Here is a 17,603-nt window from a genome sequence, read left to right on the forward strand (position 1 = left end):
GGGGCAACGGCGGACCGTCGAACGGACCGGTGTACGCCGAGTCAGGGCCGCAGGCCTTCGCTACCGCTTCGCCCTCACGGTGGCACTCTCCGCGGAGACCGCGACGCCCGGGAACGCACCCGGACGCGACGCCGTCACCTCGACCGACATCCGGTGCCCGACGTCGGCGCTCGTCAGCCGTCGCGTCTGGCGGGTCGCGCCGGCCACCGGCTCACCGTCCCGCAGCCACTGGTAGCTGAACGTCAGCCCGTCCTTGTCCCATGTGCCGGGGGTCCCGGCCAGGGTGCCGCCGACAGCCGCCTTGCCCCGCACCTTCGGCGGGCGCACCGAATCCGGCTGCTCGCCGTCGTAGGTGAGCGGGTCGACGCTCGTGAGCGTCGGCACCACGTCGTTCATCGTGCCGTCGTCGTTGAAGGTCAGCCGGTCGATGGTGGTCTCCCGGTGGGTCCCGTCGCCGCCCGGCATCCCGAACCGGTGGTAGGCGATGTACCACTCGTCGGTGCCTGGCACCTGGATGATCGAGCTGTGCCCGGTCCCGAGGATGCCCTGGCTCGGGTCCTTCTCCAGGATGACGCCGCGGTAGGTCCACGGTCCGTGCACGCTGGTGGCCGTGGCGTAGCCGACCCGGTAGTTCGCGGACCCGGTGTCATCGATCGAGTAGGTCAGGTGGTAGAGCCCGTCGCGGTAGTTGAGGAAGAGGCCCTCGCGGAAGTCGGGGAGGCCGCTGATCCGCTGGAGCGTGTCCTGCTTGATCGAGAGCATGTCGTCGCTCAGCTCGGCGTAGACCGGTCCGTTCGACGGTCCGCCGTTGCCCCAGAACAGGTAGAACTTCCCGGTCTCCGGGTCCTCGAACGCGGCCGGGTCGATGGCCTGGCCGGACGTCACCGCCTCGTTGTTGAGGATCATCGCCTCCGGCTGCGCGGTGAACGGCCCCTCGGGGCTGTCGGCCACGGCGACGCCGATGGTCTTGCGGTCGTACCTCGGGTTGTGGCCCGAGAAGTAGAAGTAGTACTTGCCGTCGCGCTCGATGATGGTGGGCGCCCAGGCGTTGCCGCTGGCCCACGGCACGTTGCCGTTCTCGCCGTCGAGGGTCAGGAACGGCTCGTCCGAGCGCTCCCAGTCGGCCAGGTCCTTCGACTTCCAGACGTAGAAGTCCTTGCCACCCCAGCCCGCGACGCCGTCGGTGGTCACGTAGAGGTAGTAGTAGTCGCCGAACTTCGCGATGTTCGGGTCGGCGTACAGGCCGGGCAGGACCGGCGACCGCATCTCGACCGCACGCACCGTCCAGGCCCGCGTCGCGCCGTCCTGGGCCGTGACCGTGAACGTCCTCGGTGCCGACAGGTCGATCGGGCCCGTCGGCTCCGGCGAGACCGTCGACGTCGACACGACCTCGAAGGCCGGCTCCAGCGCCGTCCGGTCGGTGCCGGGCGTGACCGGCAGGGTCACGGTCGACGTCGCGGCGTCGATCACGGCCGGGACCTTGAGGCTGTCGAGCTCCACACCGGTGATGGCGGTCGGGTCCGCCCCGAGCTCCCGGACCTCGTCGGCCGGCAGGGCCCGGTTGTAGATGCGGAAGTCGCGCACCTTGCCCTGGAGGTACTTGTCGGCGGTGTAGCTGGACCGGCCGATGTAGTTGGCGGTGGTCCGGCCGTCACCGATGTCGCCGGGCTCGATCGTGACGCCGGTCTTCTTGCCTACCTCGACGCCGTCGAGGTAGAGCGTGGCGGTGCCGTCCTGGAGCGTGTACGTCAGCGTCTTCCAGGCCCCGCGGGGCAGCGCCGACCCGGAGGTCACTGTCTGTTCGGTGCTCCAGTTCCCGGTAGCGATCGAGGTCCGGTAGCTGTTGCCGGTCGTGAACAGGTAGCCGTTGCCGACGCCGGCGCCGTCCGTGTTGCCGAGGCCCCAGATGAAGTACGGCGTCGCCTGGGCCGGGTCCAGCCAGACCTCCGTCGAGACGGTGATCGCGTCGAGCCCCGCCATCATGTCGTTCGGCAGTTGCACGTGGCCGTCGGTGCCGCCGAGGTCCAGCGCGCCGTCGGCCCAGGTGGCGTCCCCGCTGACGACGCCGTCGTACCCGTGGCCGGTGCTGTCCGTGGCGACGGTGCCGGAGGACTCGTCGAGGTCGTACTGCGCGACCAGGCCGTTCTCGTCGGCGACGACGGGCGTGGGCTCCTCCGGGACCACTATGCCCTCGCGCAGCGCGGCGAGCTCGGTCGCCGTGACCGGGATGACGGTGCCGTGGCGCGGGCTGGCCGGCAGGTCGTAGTCGGGGGCGACCTGCCAGTCCGGGTTCTCGAGGTCGTCCGTGCCGAGCGGGATGTAGCCGCGGCCGCCGTACTCGTCGACGAACAGGTAGTACGGCGATCCGGAGGTGTCGCCAGGGTTGGCCTCGAAGACGGTCGGACCCTCGACGGCGGAGGTGCCGGCGTCGCGGCCGATGCAGGCGTCCATGAACTCCCACGCCGGGTCACCCGGCCGGTCGACGGCGGTCAGCGTCGCCGACTTCTCCTGGATGATGTCGGAGCAGCCGGTCCCGCCGCCCCCTTCGTCCTTGGTGAAGCGGTAGTAGGTGTCGTTCTCCTTGATGACCGTGGAGTCGATCCGGGACTCGCCGCGGTCCTGCCAGATCTTCGCCTCGCTGAACGTCACGAAGTCGCGAGTGGTCGCGTAGAGCATCCGGTTGTAGGCGCTGCCGGTGTGGTCGGGGTCGTCCTCCGCGTACAGCTTCGACGCCCAGAAGACGACGTACTGCTGGAGCGACTCGTCCCAGTACGCCTCGGGCGCCCAGGTGTTGCCGGCGTTGTCGGGCGAGACCTTGACGTGCCGCTGCTCGGACCAGCTGATCAGGTCCGTGGACTCCCAGATCTCCAGGTACTTGCTGCCCTGCCGCTGCGCGGCGTCCCAGTCGCCGTCACGGCCGATGGACAGGTCCGTGGCGATCAGGAAGAAGCGGTCGCCCTCGGGCGAGCGGATCAGGAACGGGTCGCGCAGGCCGAGCGTGCCCTCGGTCGACTCGAGCGTGGGCTGCCCATCGTTGAGCTCGTCCCATGTCAGGGCGTCGTTGCCGCGGCTCGCCGCGAAGTAGATCTTCTCGCCGGCGACCGAGTTCCCGGTGAAGTAGCTGAAGGCATAGCCCTCGTACGGCGCGGCGGCCGGCTGCTCCCGCACGGTGAGGGGGATCTCGCGGGTCGCGGTCGCACCGCCGACGTCGGCGGTAGCGGTCAGGGTGACCCGCGCGTCCCCCGCGCCGTGCGCGGGACGTCGGACGATGCCGTCGGTCGCGACGACGGCGGGGTCGGACGACGCCCAGCTCACCGCCGCGCCGTCCAGGCCGGACGACGGCAGGGTCAGGTGGCCGCGGACGTCGTCGGCGTGGACGACGCTGAGCGCGGCTGCCGCGGCGTCGGCCTCGGACTGCGCGTCCGAGCCGGCGGCGGCGGTGGTGGTCTCGGACATCGTGATCTCCGGGGCGGCGGACGTCTCCTGGGACGTCGCGGCGCTTGCTGGAAGGAGCGGGAAGAGACTCCCGAGCAGTGCCACGACGGCGCCGACGGCGACCGTACGGAGGGGCAGCCGGGACGGACTGGTGCTTCTTTGCACGGTGACCTCGCGAGAATGTGAACGTTAACAGTGGCGTTATACGACCATCGGCGGATCACCCTGTCAAGCCCTCCCAGAAGATCCGCGGCGGCCTCCGGGCGGAAAAACCTGGCGCGCTCCGGGGCTCGTTCGTAGGGTCGGCCGCGATGAGTGCCATGACCATGAACGTGACCATGAACGTGATGATCAGAGAGCGTTCCGCCCGCTAGCGGCGCGGAACGCACACTCACACCCAGCGCGTGCCCCGCGCCGCCGGCTCCCGCCGGGCGGCGCTCTTGTGCTGCCCGGAACTCGAGTACCGACGACCTCCGGAGCACACCATGTCGCGCGACCATTCCTCACGTACCCCTGCCCGAAACTCCGCACGCACCGCCTCGGCCGAGGGTGCGGCGCGCCTCCACGACCTGCCGGGCGGAGCCCATGAGCTGGGCCAGAACCTCCTGGTCGACCGGCAGGTCGTCGACCGGGTGGTCAGGCTCGTCGCCGACGGCGACCGCCCCCTGGTCGAATGGGCCGCCGGCCGCGGAGCCATGACCCTGCCCCTCGCCCGGCTGGGCCGCCCGCTCGAGGCGGTCGAGATCGACCCGCGCTCGGTCGGCCGGCTGGGCCGCGTCGCCCCCGGCAACGTCACCGTGACGAGGGGCGACATCCTGCGCCACGCGCCGCCGTCGGCCCCCTACGATCTCGTGTGCAACGTGCCGTTCCACCTGACCACCCCGGTGCTGCGACGCCTGTTCACGCTGACCGGTTGGCAGCGCGCCGTGCTCATCACGCAGTGGGAGGTCGCGCGCAAGCGCGCCGCCGTCGGGGGCGCGACGCTCCTGACCGCCCAGTGGTGGCCGTGGTTCTCGCCCCGCCTGGACCGCCGCATCCCCGCCGGGGCGTTCCGGCCGCGGCCGAGCGTGGACGCCGGCCTGCTCGTGATCGACCGCCGGGCGGACCCGCTGCTGCCCCCGCGCGAGCAGCGCGCCTATCAGCGCTTCGCGGCGGCCGTGTTCAACGGACGCGGCCGTGGCCTCCAGGAGATCTTGGTGCGGCACGGGCTCGCACGGGGCGACGTCCGGCGGTGGGCGCGCGAGCACGGCGTCGGGCCGAACGCGCTGCCTCGTGACCTGGACGCCGGGGCCTGGGTGGGGGCGTACCGCATGGCCGTCCGGTGATCTGCACCGAGCTGACCAGGGCTATCACGTGATTTTCAGCGAATCGTCATGTCGGTGCTGTCGAATGGGGCCATGATTGAGAGCGCACCTCGCCGCCCCCGCCGTCGCTGGATCGTCGCTGTCACCTCGGTGGTCGGTGGGCTTGTCGTTCTCGGCGTGCTCGGTGAGGTCGTCCTGCGCTACATCATCGACGACCGGATCGAGAGCGCGGCGGCGGAGCTGCCACCCGGGATGTCGGTCGCCCGGGACGACACCCCGGCCCTCTGGCAGGTGGCTACCGGACGAGCCACGCTGCGGGTCGAGGTGCCGGCCCAGGCCCTCAGCGACGCCGCGCGCGAGGCCACCGACCTAACCGACGTGGAGGTCACGCCGGCGTCGGACGGCCTGGTCGCCCGGTTGCCGCTGACCGTCGCGGGGACCGAGCAGACCGTCGACGTGCTGTTGTCCGTGGCGGCCGAGGATGGCCGAGCCGTGCTGCGGGCGGACAGCGTCCAGCTCGGCGGGCTCACGCTCCCGGTGGACACGCTGGCGGAACAGCTCGACGTCGCCGAGCTCGACCAGCTCGCCGAGGGCGTGGAGTTCCCCGAGGGCGAGAGCCCGGTCGAGATCTCGTCGGCGCAGGCGACCGCTGAGGGGCTGGAGCTGGGAGCCGAGGTGGCGATGTGGTGAGCGAGCGTCGGTCCGAACACGTACCCGTTCCGCTCTGAAGGTCCGCTTCCAGGATGCACTCAGGCACGGATTCCGCAGCGTTCCCATGCCCAAGCGCATTCTGGAAGCGGACTCACCCGGACTCACCCGGACTCACCCGGACTCACCCCGGACTCACCCCGGACTCGCCCTGCGGACCACCTCGACCGGATCCCACCGAGGCGGGCGTCAGCTGAGGACCAGGCTCGAGATCTTCCCGTCCCGCAACTCGAACCTGAACGGCCCGGTCCCGTTGAACCGGTTGCTCGTCACCTTGATGTTCGCCGTGTACTCGCCGTGCGCGGACCCGGGCAGCACGGAGATCAGCTCGAACTGGCTCTGCATCCCGATGTTGTCGGTCTCGTTCCAGCTCCGGACGCCGTCGGGGCCGTGGAACTCACGCCCCCAGTCGTTCAGGTAGGCGTCGTCCGTGAAGGTGGCCACGAATCGTTCGGTGTCGGCCGCGTTCGTGGCGTCGATGAAATCCTGGATGACGGGTGGGACGACGGCGGGCGGGTCGTTGACAGCCATACAAGCCTCCAAGGCGTTCGGTCTCCTCGACCTTAAGCACAGTTCGCCCCGCCAACCAGGGCTCGGCGATCCTCCCCTGGTGAGCGTGCCGCGTGCCCGACGCCGGGCGTAGACCTACGACGCGCCGAGGAGCCGGAGTTCGTAGAACCGCCAGAGGTGCTGCAGCTCCGCGGGGATCTCGGAGCCCTCGTAGGGCGGGCGCTCCGTGAACCCGCGCGACTCGTAGAGCCGGTGGGCCTCGCGCATGAAGCGGTTGCTGTCGAGCCGGACCGTCGGCGCCCGCAGGCCGTCGCGGGACAGCTCCAGCAGCCAGTCCAGCATCGCGGAACCCGCGTGCGTACCGCGATGGTCCGGGCGCACGAACATCCGCTTGATCTCGACGGCGCCGTCGTCCTGTATCCGCAGGGCCGCTACCCCGACCGCCGAACCGCCGACCTCGGCCCTACCCAACCCAGAACCGCCCACCTCAGAACCGCCCACCTCGGCGAGCGCGATCACCCCGCCCGGCCGGCGGAAGCGGTCCAGCGCCTCGGCCGTGTGCTGTGCGTCGCCGGACATCGCGAAGCCGTACGTGCGCTCGAACGTCGCGAGCGCCCACGTCATGTACTCCGTCATGAGCTCGAGCACGACGGCGTCGTCCTGGGCGGACGCCTCGCGGATCCGCAGCCCGTTCACCATGCCCGTTCCTCCCCTGACCGCGTCCTGACCGTGGCCGAACTCTAATCGTTTCACCAGGTAGTTTTCGCCCGGACGGCCTCCGCACAGTGTTCCTGCACGCGCCGTGGCGGGCTCCGCCAGGCGCACCCGCCGAGCACCTGGAGGAACCCATGTCCATCCGTGCGCACAAGCGCAGTCTCACGCTGGCCGTCACCGCGGCGCTGGTCGCTCCGTTCGCCATGGTCGCGGCGGTCGCCGCGGACACCGTCACCGCGCCCCCGGCAGCCGCCCACGGGTCGGTGACCGACCCGCCCACCCGCAACTACGGATGCCTCGAGCGCTGGGGAGACGACCACCTCAACCCGGAGATGGCCGACCTCGACCCGATGTGCTGGGGAGCCTGGCAGCACGACCCCAACGCCATGTGGAACTGGAACGGCCTGTACCGGGAGAACGTGGGCGGCAACCACGAGGCGGTCATCCCGAACGGCCAGCTCTGCTCGGGCGGACGCACCCAGTTGCCGCGGTACGACTACATGGACACCCCCGGCGCGTGGATCGCCAAGGACGTTCCGCAGCAGTTCCACCTCACCCTGACCGACCAGGCGCAGCACGGCGCCGACTACCTGCGCATCTATGTGTCGGAGCCAGGCTTCGACCCGACGACGGAGGCACTCGGCTGGGACGACGTCCAGCTGGTCAAGGAGACCGGCGCGTACCCGGCGCAGGGCACGTACGAGACCGACGTCAACCTGTCCGGGCGCAGCGGGCGGGCCGTCCTGTACACGATCTGGCAGGCCTCCCACCTCGACCAGCCGTACTACCTGTGCTCGGACATCAACATCGGCGGCGCGGCAGCCGAGTCCGACACGACCGGCGCCACGGTCGGGACGACGGCGGCCCCGGTCGGTCGCCTCGGCCAGGTCGCCGCCTGATCGGAACACGGCCCTGAGCACCGTTGAGCCACCCGTCGGCCTCGACCCTTCAGTGGGCCGGGGCCGACGCGGCGTCCGGCGGGATCAGCACCCGTTGCGGGCCGCTCGGCGACCGCCCGAAGTATCGACATGATCGATACCTGAGACAGATCTTGTCTCAGAGTCGTTCCCCACGTAATCTGCACCAGGCGGGCGGTTCGCTCGCCTGGAACAGCAGCCGCGCGGCCACTCGGCCGCCCCACGCAGGGAGGACGTCTTGAGCACCGTGCGCTCCGCACTCCCCACCTCGTCCTTCCGGGTCGCCACGCACTGGATGTGCGTAACCGACTGCTGCCCCCGAGGCTGTCTGTAGAGCGTCCGTCTTCGCGTCCGACCACGCCGGCACCGCCGAGCGTGGCCAGGCGCCAGCGCGATGCTCCGGCCCCGACACAGCCACAGACGCTCCACGCCAGCACCGAGGCACACGTTCGCACGGCCCCGGGACGACGTCGGACAAGCACGATCCCTGCCAGCCACACCCGCCATACCCGCCACACAGCGAAGGAAGAACAATGGCCCGCATCTACGACGACGCGACCAAGCTGATCGGCAACACGCCGCTCGTCAAGCTCAACAAGCTGACCGAAGGCCTTGAGGCCACCGTCCTGGCCAAGCTCGAGTTCTACAACCCGGCCAACTCAGTGAAGGACCGCATCGGCGTCTCCATCATCGACGCCGCCGTGGCCTCGGGTGAGCTGAAGGAGGGTGGCACGATCGTCGAGGGCACCTCAGGCAACACGGGCATCGCCCTGGCCTGGGTAGGCGCTGCCCGCGGTTACAAGGTCGTCCTGGCGATGCCGGAGACGGCGTCGAAGGAGCGTCGCGCCCTGCTGCGTGCCTACGGCGCCGAGCTCATCCTGACGCCGGGACCCGAGGGGATGAAGGGCGCGGTGGCCGCGGCCGAGAAGATCGCCGCGGACCGCCCGGGCGCCGTCCTGGCCCGGCAGTTCGCCAACGAGGCCAACGTGCGGATCCACCGCGAGACCACCGCCGAGGAGATCTGGGCCGACACGGACGGCGCCGTCGACATCGTCGTGGCCGGCATCGGCACGGGCGGCACCATCTCCGGCGTGGGCCAGGTGCTCAAGGAGCGCAAGCCCGACGTCAAGATCGTCGCGGTCGAGCCGGAGGAGTCGCCCATCCTGAACGGCGGCGCCCCCGGCCCGCACAAGATCCAGGGCCTCGGCGCCAACTTCGTGCCGGAGATCCTCGACACCAAGGTGTACGACGAGGTCCTCGACGTGAACGTCGGTTCGGCCATCGAGTTCGCGCGCCGCGCCGCCCAGGAGGAGGGCCTGCTCGTCGGCATCTCGTCGGGCGCCGCGCTGTCCGCCGCCCTGGAGGTCGCGAAGCGGCCGGAGAACGCGGGCAAGACGATCGTCGTGGTCATCCCCGACTTCGGCGAGCGTTACCTGTCCACCCCGCTGTTCGAGGGCCTGGTCGACTGATGACGGGGGTGCGCGGGCTGTTCCAGGTCCTCGCCGAGGACCTTGACGCCGCGCGCGCCCACGACCCCGCCGCGCGGTCCCGACTGGAGGTCGCCCTCGCCTACCCGGGCGTGCACGCTCTCTGGGCCTACCGCGCGGCGCACCGGCTGTGGCGGGTACCGACCATGCGCCTGCCCGCGCGGCTGCTCTCGCAGCTCGCGCGGGCGGCGACCGGGATCGAGATCCACCCGGGCGCCCGGCTGGGGCACCGGCTGTTCATCGACCACGGGATGGGTGTGGTGATCGGCGAGACCACGGTGGTGGGCGACGACGTCATGCTCTACCACGGCGTCACGCTGGGCGGCCGGTCGCTCAACCGGGGCAAGCGGCACCCGACCCTCGGCGACCGGGTGACCGTCGGCGCCGGCGCGAAGATCCTGGGCCCCGTGTGGGTCGGTGACGACGTGCAGATCGGCGCCAACGCCGTCGTCGTGAAGGACGTACCCGCCGGAGCCGTCGCGGTGGGGATTCCCGCGCGGATCCGGGTCCCGAACGCGCCGGTGGCGGACCGCCCTCGCAACGAGGACCCGTCGGAGCTCATCGAGTACGTGATCTGAGCCGACGGCCCGTGTGGTCGGTAGAACGTCAGGAGATCGGCAGCTCGGGCTGCCGATCTCCTGACGTTTTGCCGACCACTCTGCTCCGCTCAGCGCAAGCGGTCCGCGTGCTCCTCAGCCAGTGCGTGGGGCGCCCTGGCGAGCCAGGCATCGACCAGGGCCTCCCGCAGCACGTCCTCGCCCACGACGTCGAGCTGCACCAGCACGGCCGGAAAACCGGCGAAGTGCGAGATCGTGAAGAACCCCGGCCGCGCCTCGGCCAGGACGGCTTCCTTCTCCTCGAGGTCCTCGACCATGACGCCGAGGATCGGGCCCGTCGGGACGGGCTCGTCGCCGAAGCGTTTGAGGTCGGCCTTGCTGAACGGCCGCTCCCACGCGAAGCTCTTGCCCGCCACGGACCAGGCGCGGTGTCGGTAGCTCGTGCCCTCGGTGCTCTCGGGCAGCGCGAGGGCGAGCCGGGCGACGTCGTCGTAGGTGGCCACTCCCCCACGGTACTCAAGGCGCCCGAAGAGACCGGTAGGGTGTGGCAGTACCTGGGACGCGTCGTCTCAGGTATGACGTTCCCACGACGAGGTGACCCCCATGCGCATCGGATTTCAGACCGGTTACTGGTCCCGCAAGCCCCCCAAGGGCATCCAGCAGTTCATCCAGGCCGCCGACCGGCTCGGCCTCGACTCGGTCTGGACCGCGGAGGCCTACGGCTCCGACGCCTTCTCCCCCTTGGCCTGGTGGGGCTCCCGCACCAAGAACGTGCGGTTGGGCACCGGCATCGCCCAGCTCTCGGCCCGCACGCCGACGGCGACCGCCATGCAGGCCCTCACGATGGACCACCTGTCCAAGGGCCGGTTCGTGCTCGGGCTCGGTGCCTCCGGGCCGCAGGTCGTCGAGGGCTGGTACGGCCAGCCGTACAAGCGGCCGCTGGCCCGCACGCGCGAGTACGTCGACATCGTGCGGCAGGTGATGCGCCGCGAGGCTCCCGTGACCCACGACGGCTCCTTCTACCAGCTGCCGCTGTCCGCCGAGGCACCCGGGGCGATGGGCCTCGGCAAGGCCCTCAAGCCGACGGTGCACCCGTTCCGCCCCGAGATCCCGATCGTGCTGGCAGCGCAGGGCCCCAAGAACGTGGCACTCGCCGCCGAGATCGCCGACGGCTGGATGGCCGGCTTCTACGCCCCCCGGATGGACGACGAGTTCCGGGCGCTCCTCGCCGAGGGCTTCGACGTGCGGTCCGAGGAGCGTTCACCGGCCGGCGGGTTCGAGGTCGCGGCGACCGTCCCCGTCGTCGTGCGGGACGACGTCGAGGCCGCCGCCGACGTCATCCGCCCCCACATCGCCCTGTACGCGGGCGGGATGGGCGCCAAGGAGGCGAACTTCCACAAGCAGTCGCTCGACCGGCTCGGCTACAAGGAGCCGCTCGACAAGGTGCAGGAGCTGTTCCTCGCCGGGCGCAAGGACGAGGCGGCCGCGGCCGTACCGACCCAGCTCGTGGAGGAGATCGCGCTGGTCGGGCCGGTCGACAAGATCCGCCGCGAGCTGCCGACCTGGGAGAGCACGGCGATCACGACGATGCTCGTGCAGGGTGACCCGGCCTCGATGCTGGCGCTGCTGTCGGCGTCGCAGGACAGCACGCCGGCGGGCCGCACCCGCCGGACGGCGTCCGCCCTCCTCGCGAAGCTCGCCCCGACCAAGGTCTGACCGTTGAGTGCTGGATATTCGCCCTGTTTCGGGCGCTGAGAGGACAAATATCCAGCACTCAACGAGGGCCGTGCGGCCGTGGTGGCTCCCGCGCGCTCCATGGGTCACGTAGTGCTCGTTCAGTGGGTGCTAGGAGGCGTGAATAGCGTTCACCTGAGTACCAGGTTCGCCAGTTGAACTGAACAGTTCGGCGAGGGTGAACTACACCTACGTGAGGTGAACGTTCTTCAGCCCCGCTGGCACCCTCGTCAGGGGCGCACCTCACCGTCGGGCGGCTCGTCGCCCGACGGCTCGTCGTCGGGAAACCAGACCGCACGCCGCAGGTTCACGCGGCGCCCGTCCCGGGAGAGCGGACAGCCCTCGGCACGCAACGTGTCCAGGGCCTCGGTCAGGTGGTGCTGGGGCGGTGAGCCCGCGGCGTTGACGACGCGCCACCACGCGACACGTTCGCCGTCCGGCGGTGGTGCGTCGTCGGCGTCGGCATCGGCGTCGTCCGGTACGAGGTGTGCGTACCGGTCCCCGGACCCGGCCATGACACTCCCGACCTGGCGCGGTCCGCCGCGGCCGAGCCGCTCGCCCACGATTTCCGCGATCAGCCCGTACGTCATGGCTCGGCCGGACGGGATGCGCCGCACGATGTCGAGCACGGCGGCGGCGTACTCGTCGACGTCGGTGAGCTGGGGTCCGGGCGGCGAGTCGGTCACGATGCGATGGTAGACGCGTCGGCCCGGCGGAAATCCCTTGCCGTGAGTGCGACGATCGCACCATGGCACTTCCCCAGACGGCCCTGCCCGCCGGATATCGCTGGCGCACCCTGACGCCGGACGACCGCCGCCTCGTGACCGAGCTGGACACCTGGGCGTTCCCGTCAGGAACGTCCCACGACGACCTCGACGCCGCTCCGTCGCCCCTGGCCTGGGACCGCACGATCGGGATCGAGGCGGACGGATCCGAGGGGCTCGTCGCATTGCACGCGTCGTACCCGTTCGAGCACTTCCCGGTGCCAGGTGCCGAGCTGCCGACGGCCGGGCTGACCTGGGTGGGCGTGCACCCCCAGCACCGCCGTCGCGGCCTGCTGACGGCGATGATCGACCTGCACCTGGCGCGTTCCGCCGAGCGGGGCGAGCCGCTCAGCGCCCTGTTCGCCGCCGAGGCCGCGATCTACGGCCGGTTCGGCTACGGCCATGCCGCCGACGACCTGCGCCTGGACGTACCGCGCGGCGCCGCCCTGCGCGACGTGCCGGGCGCCGAGCTGCACACCGTCCGGGTCGAGGTGGCCACCCGCGAGCGCCACGGCGACCTGGTCGACCGCCTGCACCGCGCCGCCGGCGTCGCCCCGTCAGGCGTTCCCGGAATCAACCGTCCGGGCTGGGTCACGCGCGAGACCGCGGCCCTGCAGGCCGTGCACTGGGACGACACTCCCGGCCAGCGCGGCGGACGCGAGTCCCGGCGCATCCTGATCGCCGAGCTCGACGGCGAGCCGCGGGGCTACGTGACGTTCCGACGCTCCCTCACGTGGGAGCCCACCGGCGCTCGGGGGCACGTCAGCGCCGGCGAGGTGGTCGCGGCCGACGGCGCCGCAGCCCGCGCCCTGTGGGGTGCGTTGCTCGATCTCGACCTGACGAACGAGGTCAGCCCGTTCATCCTCCCCGTCGACGACGTCGTCACGCAGCTCTTGGTGAATCTGCGGGCCGCGGCGCCGCGGACCCCGGACAACCTCTGGGTCCGGCTGGTCGATGTGGGCGCCGCGCTCGCCGGACGCCAGTACGCGGCCGACGTCGACGTCACGCTCGCCGTGACCGACGCCCGGCTGCCCGCCAACGGCGGCGTCTACCGGCTGCAGGCGGAGGCGTTCGGGCCGGCGTCGGTGGAGCGCGTCGACCCGGAGTTCGACGCCCCGGAGCTGTCGCTCGACGTGCGCGAGCTGGGCGCCGTCTACCTCGGCGGCAAGTCGCTCGCGGTGCTGGCGGCCGCGGGCCTCGTCACCGTGCATCGTCGCCCGGGACAGCGCCGGAGCCCGCTGGCGAGCGCGAGCACCGCGTTCGGCTGGCCGATCGCCCCGGGAGCATCCTGGGTGTTCTGACATGCCGAGGAGTCAGGTCTGGCAGGTCTCGCACCAGAACAGGTTGCGGCCGGCCAGCTCCTTGACCAGCACGGGTGTCCCGCACAGGCGGCACGGGAGCCCGTCCCGGTGATAGACGTAGAACGCCTCGTCGGAAGGCACCGCACCCGGAGTGCCGTCGGTGTTCTGCCGCGTCCTGCCTCCGGCTCCCGGCGGTCGCTCCTGTTGCGGAGGTCGAGCCTGTCGAGACCCGCGGTCCTCCGGACGCGTCGTGACGATCGCGCCCCGGTCTGCGCCGTCGCGCATGAGGACCACGAGGTCGTCCCAGATCGCGCGGAGCACCGCGGCGGGCACGTCGCGGCCGGGCCGCAACGGGTCGACGCCGGCCCGGAAGAGGACCTCGGCGCGGTAGATGTTCCCCGCTCCCGAGATGACCGACTGGTCCATGAGCTGCTGCGCGATCGTGACCCGCGACCGGCCGACCCGGGCCACGAAGGCCTCGACGTCGCCGTCGTCCCGGATAGGGTCGGGGCCGAGCCGCGCCTCGACCGCGCCTTTCTCCTCCGGAGTGATGACCTCGCAGGCCGTTGGGCCGGTGAGATCGGCGACGGCGTGGTCGCCGAGCAGCCGCACCCGCACCTGCCCTCGCGGCTCCGGCACCACCCACGCACCGCCGCTGGTCGAGCCGCCGCCGGTCGGCGCCGTCGTCTCCCGTTCGCCGATGCGCTTGCGGGGTGCGCCGATCGCGTGGGCCACCTCGGGCGCGTCCGGGGCACCCGCGAACGTCCACGCTCCGTACAACCCGAGATGGATGCGGAGCCACAACAGGTCAGAAGCCGACGTCGCACGGGTGACCTCAGCGTCTGACACGTCGGCGGGCTCAAAGCCCAGGAAGAGCTGCTTGCCCCAGGCCTCGCTCGCCACCAGCCGACGCCCCGAGAGCACGGCGGCGCCGTCGGCGAACCGCCCCTGCGGGCTGCTCACGCGCAGGACCTGCCCGGCGTACAGCGACGCGAACGTCCGCGCGATGCGGTGGACGGTGTGGCCTTCAGGCACGCTTGCTCTCGTAGTCGGCGAGCTGGTCGATGCGGCGCTGGTGCCGCTCGTCGCCGCTGAACTGCTCGGCCACGAACGCCTCCACGAACGACGTCGCCTCCTCCGGCGAGTGCATGCGGCCGCCCACCGCGATCACGTTCGCATCGTTGTGCTGGCGGCCCAGCTTCGCGGTGTCGAGCGACCAGGCGAGGACGGCGCGGACGCCGGTGACCTTGTTCGCGGCGATCTGCTCACCGTTGCCCGAGCCGCCGATCACGATGCCGAGCGAGCCCGGCTCGGCGACGACGGCTTCGCCGGCGGAGATGCAGAAGGCGGGATAGTCGTCCAGGGGGTCGAGCTCATGGGCTCCGTGGTCGATCACCTCGTGGCCGGCGGTGGTGAGGTGCTGCACCAGGTGCTGCTTGAGGTCGTACCCGGCGTGGTCGGCGGCGATGTGCAGGCGCATGGCACCATCTTCCCTCATCCGACGATGTGCGACCGCCGACCGGGAGGGGTCCCGGAGCAGCGCTGGCATCGTGGCCGGGACGTCACGCCGCCGACATCGTCCGACGAGAGAGGATCCGCCATGTACGACTCGCCACCCGGGAGCGAGCGCCAGGAGCCCCGGTCCACGCAGAGGATGCCAGGGACCGTGATCGCCGCGGGCGTGCTCGGCCTGCTGTCCGCCGGCGCATATCTCATCGACTCGATACCTGGCGACCTCTGGTACTACCGCCCGTTCACCAGCGTGGTCCTGCCGCTCGTCCTGGCAGCGCTCGTGGTGTCGCTCTGGGTCCGACCGGGGACCCGGCAGGTGGGACGGGTCGTCTTCCAGTACGTGATCGCTCTCGTGTGCTTCCAGGCCAGCATGCTGCTGGGGCTTCCGTTCCTCATCGCGAGCACCGTGTGCCTCTTCCTGCCGTCGAGCAAGACCTACTACCGCAGCCGCGCGGATCGTTGATGTTCCGGCCGAGGACTCGTTGCGTACCCTGGCGCAATGACCACCGACGCCACGGGTCTCACGTCGGGCATCGACCTCGACGCGCTCGACCCCGCAACCCGCCCGCAGGACGACCTGTACCGCCACGTGAACGGGCGGTGGATCGACTCACACGAGATCCCCGCCGACCGCGCCATGGACGGCGCCTTCCGCGACCTCTACGACAAGGCAGAGGTGCACGTCCGCGAGATCATCCAGGACGCGCCGACCGGTTCCAAGATCGGTGACCTGTACGCGAGCTTCATGGACACCGACCGGATCGCCGAGCTCGACACCGCACCGCTGGCCGAGGACTTCGCGCTGATCCAGGGGGCCCGCGACATGGCGGCCCTGACCCGGGCGCTGGGTACCCTACAGCGCACGGGCGGCACCGCCGGCCTGCGCTTCTGGGTCGACAACGACGCTACCGACCCGGAGAAGTACGTCGTCTACCTGCGGCAGTCCGGGCTCGGCCTGCCCGACGAGGCGTACTACCGCGAGGACCAGTACGCCCCGATCCGCAAGAAGTACCTGCCGCACGTGGCGAGGATGCTGCGCTTCGCGAAGGTCCACGAGACCTGGGGCATCTCCTCCGACGACGCCGCCAGCCGTGTCTTCGACCTCGAGAAGCGGCTCGCCGCCCATCACTGGGACGTGGTGCGCGACCGCGACGCCACCCTCACCTACAACCCGATGACGCTGGCCGACCTCGTCGCGTCGGCGCCCGGCTTCGGCTGGGTGGCCTGGGCCGAGGCGCTCGGCGTGCCCGACGGCGGGTTCGACCACCTCGTGGTGCGCGAGCCCGGCTTCGCGACCGGCTTCGCCGACCTGTGGCGCGAGCTGTCGGTGCTGGACTGGCAGCTCTGGATGACGTACCACGTGATCAGCGCGCGGGCACCGTACCTGACCGACCCGATCGTCGAGGCCAACTTCGACTTCTACGGCCGGACCCTCACCGGCGCGCAGGAGGTGCGCGAACGCTGGAAGCGGGGCGTCGCGCTCGTGGAGGGGGCGCTCGGCGAGGTAGTCGGCTCCGAGTACGTCGCGCGGCACTTCCCGCCGGCGAACAAGGCCAAGATGGACCGCCTCGTTGACGCCCTCGTGGTCGCCTACCGCGAGTCCATCCAGGGGCTCGACTGGATGACCGACGAGACCAAGGCCAAGGCCCTGACCAAGCTCGAGAAGTTCACGCCGAAGGTCGGGTACCCCGTGCGGTGGCGGGACTACTCCGGGTTCGAGGTGGACGCCGCCGACCTGGTGGGCAACGTCCGGCGCTCCAACGCGTTCGACCAGGACTACGAGCTGGCGAAGATCGGCAAGCCCCTGGACCGCGACGAGTGGTTCATGACGCCGCAGACCGTCAACGCGTACTACAACCCGGGCATGAACGAGATCGTGTTCCCCGCGGCGATCCTGCAGCCGCCGTTCTTCGACCCCGAGGCCGACGACGCCGTGAACTTCGGCGGGATCGGCGGCGTCATCGGGCACGAGATCGGGCACGGGTTCGACGACCAGGGCTCCAAGTACGACGGCGACGGCCGCCTCGAGGACTGGTGGACCGACGCAGACCGCACCGAGTTCGAGAAGCGCACGAGCGCACTGGTCGCGCAGTACGACCAGTTCCGTCCGGCGCAGCTCGCGGCGGCAGCCGCCGGCAGCGACGGCGCGGCCGCCGGTACCCCCGAGGGTGAGGACGGTGCCGTCGAGGACGTGCACGTCAACGGCGGTCTCACCATCGGCGAGAACATCGGCGACCTCGGTGGCCTGTCGATCGCGCTCAAGGCGTACCGGATCGCGCTCGGCAAGCCGCTGGACGAGGCGCCGGTCGTCGACGGGCTGACGGCGCTGGAGCGGATCTTCCTGGGCTGGGCGCAGGTCTGGCAGTCCAAGGGCCGGGACGAGGAGGTGCTGCGCCGTCTCGCGACGGACCCGCACTCCCCCAACGAGTTCCGCTGCAACGGCGTGGTGCGCAACGTGGACGAGTTCTACGCGACCTACGACGTCAACCCGGGCGACGCCCTCTACCTCCCGGAAGAGGACCGAGTCCGCATCTGGTAGCCCGATCCCCGGGGCATCGCCCAATCACCTTCGAGGCCTAAGTTACTTCGCTTTGAGACGGCTCAGAGCGAAGTAACTTAGGCCTCGAAGGTGAGAGAGCCGGGCGGCCGGCCCGGCCAGC

16 protein-coding genes are annotated in these 17,603 nt (G+C 70.9%); 9 read left to right on the forward strand and 7 right to left on the reverse strand.

Features of this window, described 5'->3' with window-relative positions:
* Nucleotides 1-60: 60 nt before the first annotated feature.
* Nucleotides 61-3,600 (reverse strand): family 43 glycosylhydrolase, encoded by a 3,540-nt coding sequence (locus AB0F40_RS11110; RefSeq protein WP_357466668.1) that lies wholly within the window; start codon nucleotides 3,598-3,600, stop codon nucleotides 61-63.
* Between the two features lie 320 nt (nucleotides 3,601-3,920).
* Here AB0F40_RS11110 and erm point away from each other — a divergent pair, with 320 nt between their 5' ends.
* Entirely contained in the window at nucleotides 3,921-4,760 is an 840-nt protein-coding gene (gene erm, locus AB0F40_RS11115) for a 23S ribosomal RNA methyltransferase Erm (RefSeq protein ID WP_357466669.1), read from the forward strand.
* A 72-nt stretch (nucleotides 4,761-4,832) separates the two neighbouring features.
* Complete coding sequence (locus tag AB0F40_RS11120) at nucleotides 4,833-5,429, forward strand: hypothetical protein (protein ID WP_357466671.1); 597 nt, start codon at nucleotides 4,833-4,835, stop codon at nucleotides 5,427-5,429.
* A 207-nt stretch (nucleotides 5,430-5,636) separates the two neighbouring features.
* Here AB0F40_RS11120 and AB0F40_RS11125 read toward each other — a convergent pair whose 3' ends face one another.
* Together AB0F40_RS11125 and AB0F40_RS11130 are read right to left on the reverse strand one after the other, a co-directional pair.
* Nucleotides 5,637-5,978: a nuclear transport factor 2 family protein gene (locus AB0F40_RS11125; RefSeq protein ID WP_357466673.1), complete on the reverse strand. Its 342-nt coding sequence runs from the start codon at nucleotides 5,976-5,978 to the stop codon at nucleotides 5,637-5,639.
* 114 nt (nucleotides 5,979-6,092) lie between these two features.
* Nucleotides 6,093-6,656: a GNAT family N-acetyltransferase gene (locus AB0F40_RS11130; protein ID WP_357466674.1), complete on the reverse strand. Its 564-nt coding sequence runs from the start codon at nucleotides 6,654-6,656 to the stop codon at nucleotides 6,093-6,095.
* Nucleotides 6,657-6,805: 149 nt separating this feature from the next.
* Here AB0F40_RS11130 and AB0F40_RS11135 point away from each other — a divergent pair, with 149 nt between their 5' ends.
* The 3 genes from AB0F40_RS11135 to epsC all read left to right on the forward strand — a co-directional run bounded on the left by AB0F40_RS11135 (nucleotide 6,806) and on the right by epsC (nucleotide 9,653).
* Nucleotides 6,806-7,570 (forward strand): lytic polysaccharide monooxygenase auxiliary activity family 9 protein, encoded by a 765-nt coding sequence (locus AB0F40_RS11135; RefSeq protein WP_357466676.1) that lies wholly within the window; start codon nucleotides 6,806-6,808, stop codon nucleotides 7,568-7,570.
* A 551-nt stretch (nucleotides 7,571-8,121) separates the two neighbouring features.
* Entirely contained in the window at nucleotides 8,122-9,057 is a 936-nt protein-coding gene (cysK, locus tag AB0F40_RS11140; RefSeq protein ID WP_357466678.1) for a cysteine synthase A, read from the forward strand.
* Nucleotides 9,057-9,653: a serine O-acetyltransferase EpsC gene (gene epsC, locus AB0F40_RS11145; RefSeq protein WP_357466680.1), complete on the forward strand. Its 597-nt coding sequence runs from the start codon at nucleotides 9,057-9,059 to the stop codon at nucleotides 9,651-9,653. Before cysK ends, epsC begins: the two co-directional genes overlap by 1 nt.
* Nucleotides 9,654-9,742: 89 nt before the next feature.
* On the opposite strand, the gene AB0F40_RS11150 is transcribed toward epsC, so the two are convergent.
* Nucleotides 9,743-10,135 (reverse strand): hypothetical protein, encoded by a 393-nt coding sequence (locus AB0F40_RS11150; RefSeq protein ID WP_357466682.1) that lies wholly within the window; start codon nucleotides 10,133-10,135, stop codon nucleotides 9,743-9,745.
* Nucleotides 10,136-10,235: 100 nt separating this feature from the next.
* Between AB0F40_RS11150 and AB0F40_RS11155 the strand changes: the two genes are divergently transcribed.
* Nucleotides 10,236-11,348, forward strand: coding sequence for an LLM class F420-dependent oxidoreductase (locus tag AB0F40_RS11155; protein ID WP_357466684.1), 1,113 nt, complete (start codon nucleotides 10,236-10,238; stop codon nucleotides 11,346-11,348).
* 248 nt (nucleotides 11,349-11,596) lie between these two features.
* On the opposite strand, the gene AB0F40_RS11160 is transcribed toward AB0F40_RS11155, so the two are convergent.
* Entirely contained in the window at nucleotides 11,597-12,052 is a 456-nt protein-coding gene (locus tag AB0F40_RS11160) for an MGMT family protein (protein WP_357466686.1), read from the reverse strand.
* A gap of 62 nt (nucleotides 12,053-12,114) precedes the next feature.
* Here AB0F40_RS11160 and AB0F40_RS11165 point away from each other — a divergent pair, with 62 nt between their 5' ends.
* Nucleotides 12,115-13,431 (forward strand): GNAT family N-acetyltransferase, encoded by a 1,317-nt coding sequence (locus tag AB0F40_RS11165; protein ID WP_357466688.1) that lies wholly within the window; start codon nucleotides 12,115-12,117, stop codon nucleotides 13,429-13,431.
* Nucleotides 13,432-13,443: 12 nt separating this feature from the next.
* On the opposite strand, the gene AB0F40_RS11170 is transcribed toward AB0F40_RS11165, so the two are convergent.
* Together AB0F40_RS11170 and AB0F40_RS11175 are read right to left on the reverse strand one after the other, a co-directional pair.
* Complete coding sequence (locus tag AB0F40_RS11170; RefSeq protein ID WP_357466690.1) at nucleotides 13,444-14,466, reverse strand: DNA-formamidopyrimidine glycosylase family protein; 1,023 nt, start codon at nucleotides 14,464-14,466, stop codon at nucleotides 13,444-13,446.
* Nucleotides 14,459-14,911: a ribose-5-phosphate isomerase gene (locus AB0F40_RS11175; protein ID WP_357466691.1), complete on the reverse strand. Its 453-nt coding sequence runs from the start codon at nucleotides 14,909-14,911 to the stop codon at nucleotides 14,459-14,461. Before AB0F40_RS11175 ends, AB0F40_RS11170 begins: the two co-directional genes overlap by 8 nt.
* Nucleotides 14,912-15,031: 120 nt before the next feature.
* Between AB0F40_RS11175 and AB0F40_RS11180 the strand changes: the two genes are divergently transcribed.
* Together AB0F40_RS11180 and AB0F40_RS11185 are read left to right on the forward strand one after the other, a co-directional pair.
* Complete coding sequence (locus tag AB0F40_RS11180; RefSeq protein ID WP_357466693.1) at nucleotides 15,032-15,406, forward strand: hypothetical protein; 375 nt, start codon at nucleotides 15,032-15,034, stop codon at nucleotides 15,404-15,406.
* Between the two features lie 36 nt (nucleotides 15,407-15,442).
* On the forward strand, nucleotides 15,443-17,482 hold the full coding sequence (locus AB0F40_RS11185) for a M13-type metalloendopeptidase (protein WP_357466695.1): 2,040 nt from the start codon (nucleotides 15,443-15,445) through the stop codon (nucleotides 17,480-17,482).
* The last annotated feature ends 121 nt before the right edge of the window (nucleotides 17,483-17,603 follow it).

It is taken from the genome of Promicromonospora sp. NPDC023987, from assembly GCF_040639055.1.
Lineage (GTDB): Bacteria > Actinomycetota > Actinomycetes > Actinomycetales > Cellulomonadaceae > Promicromonospora.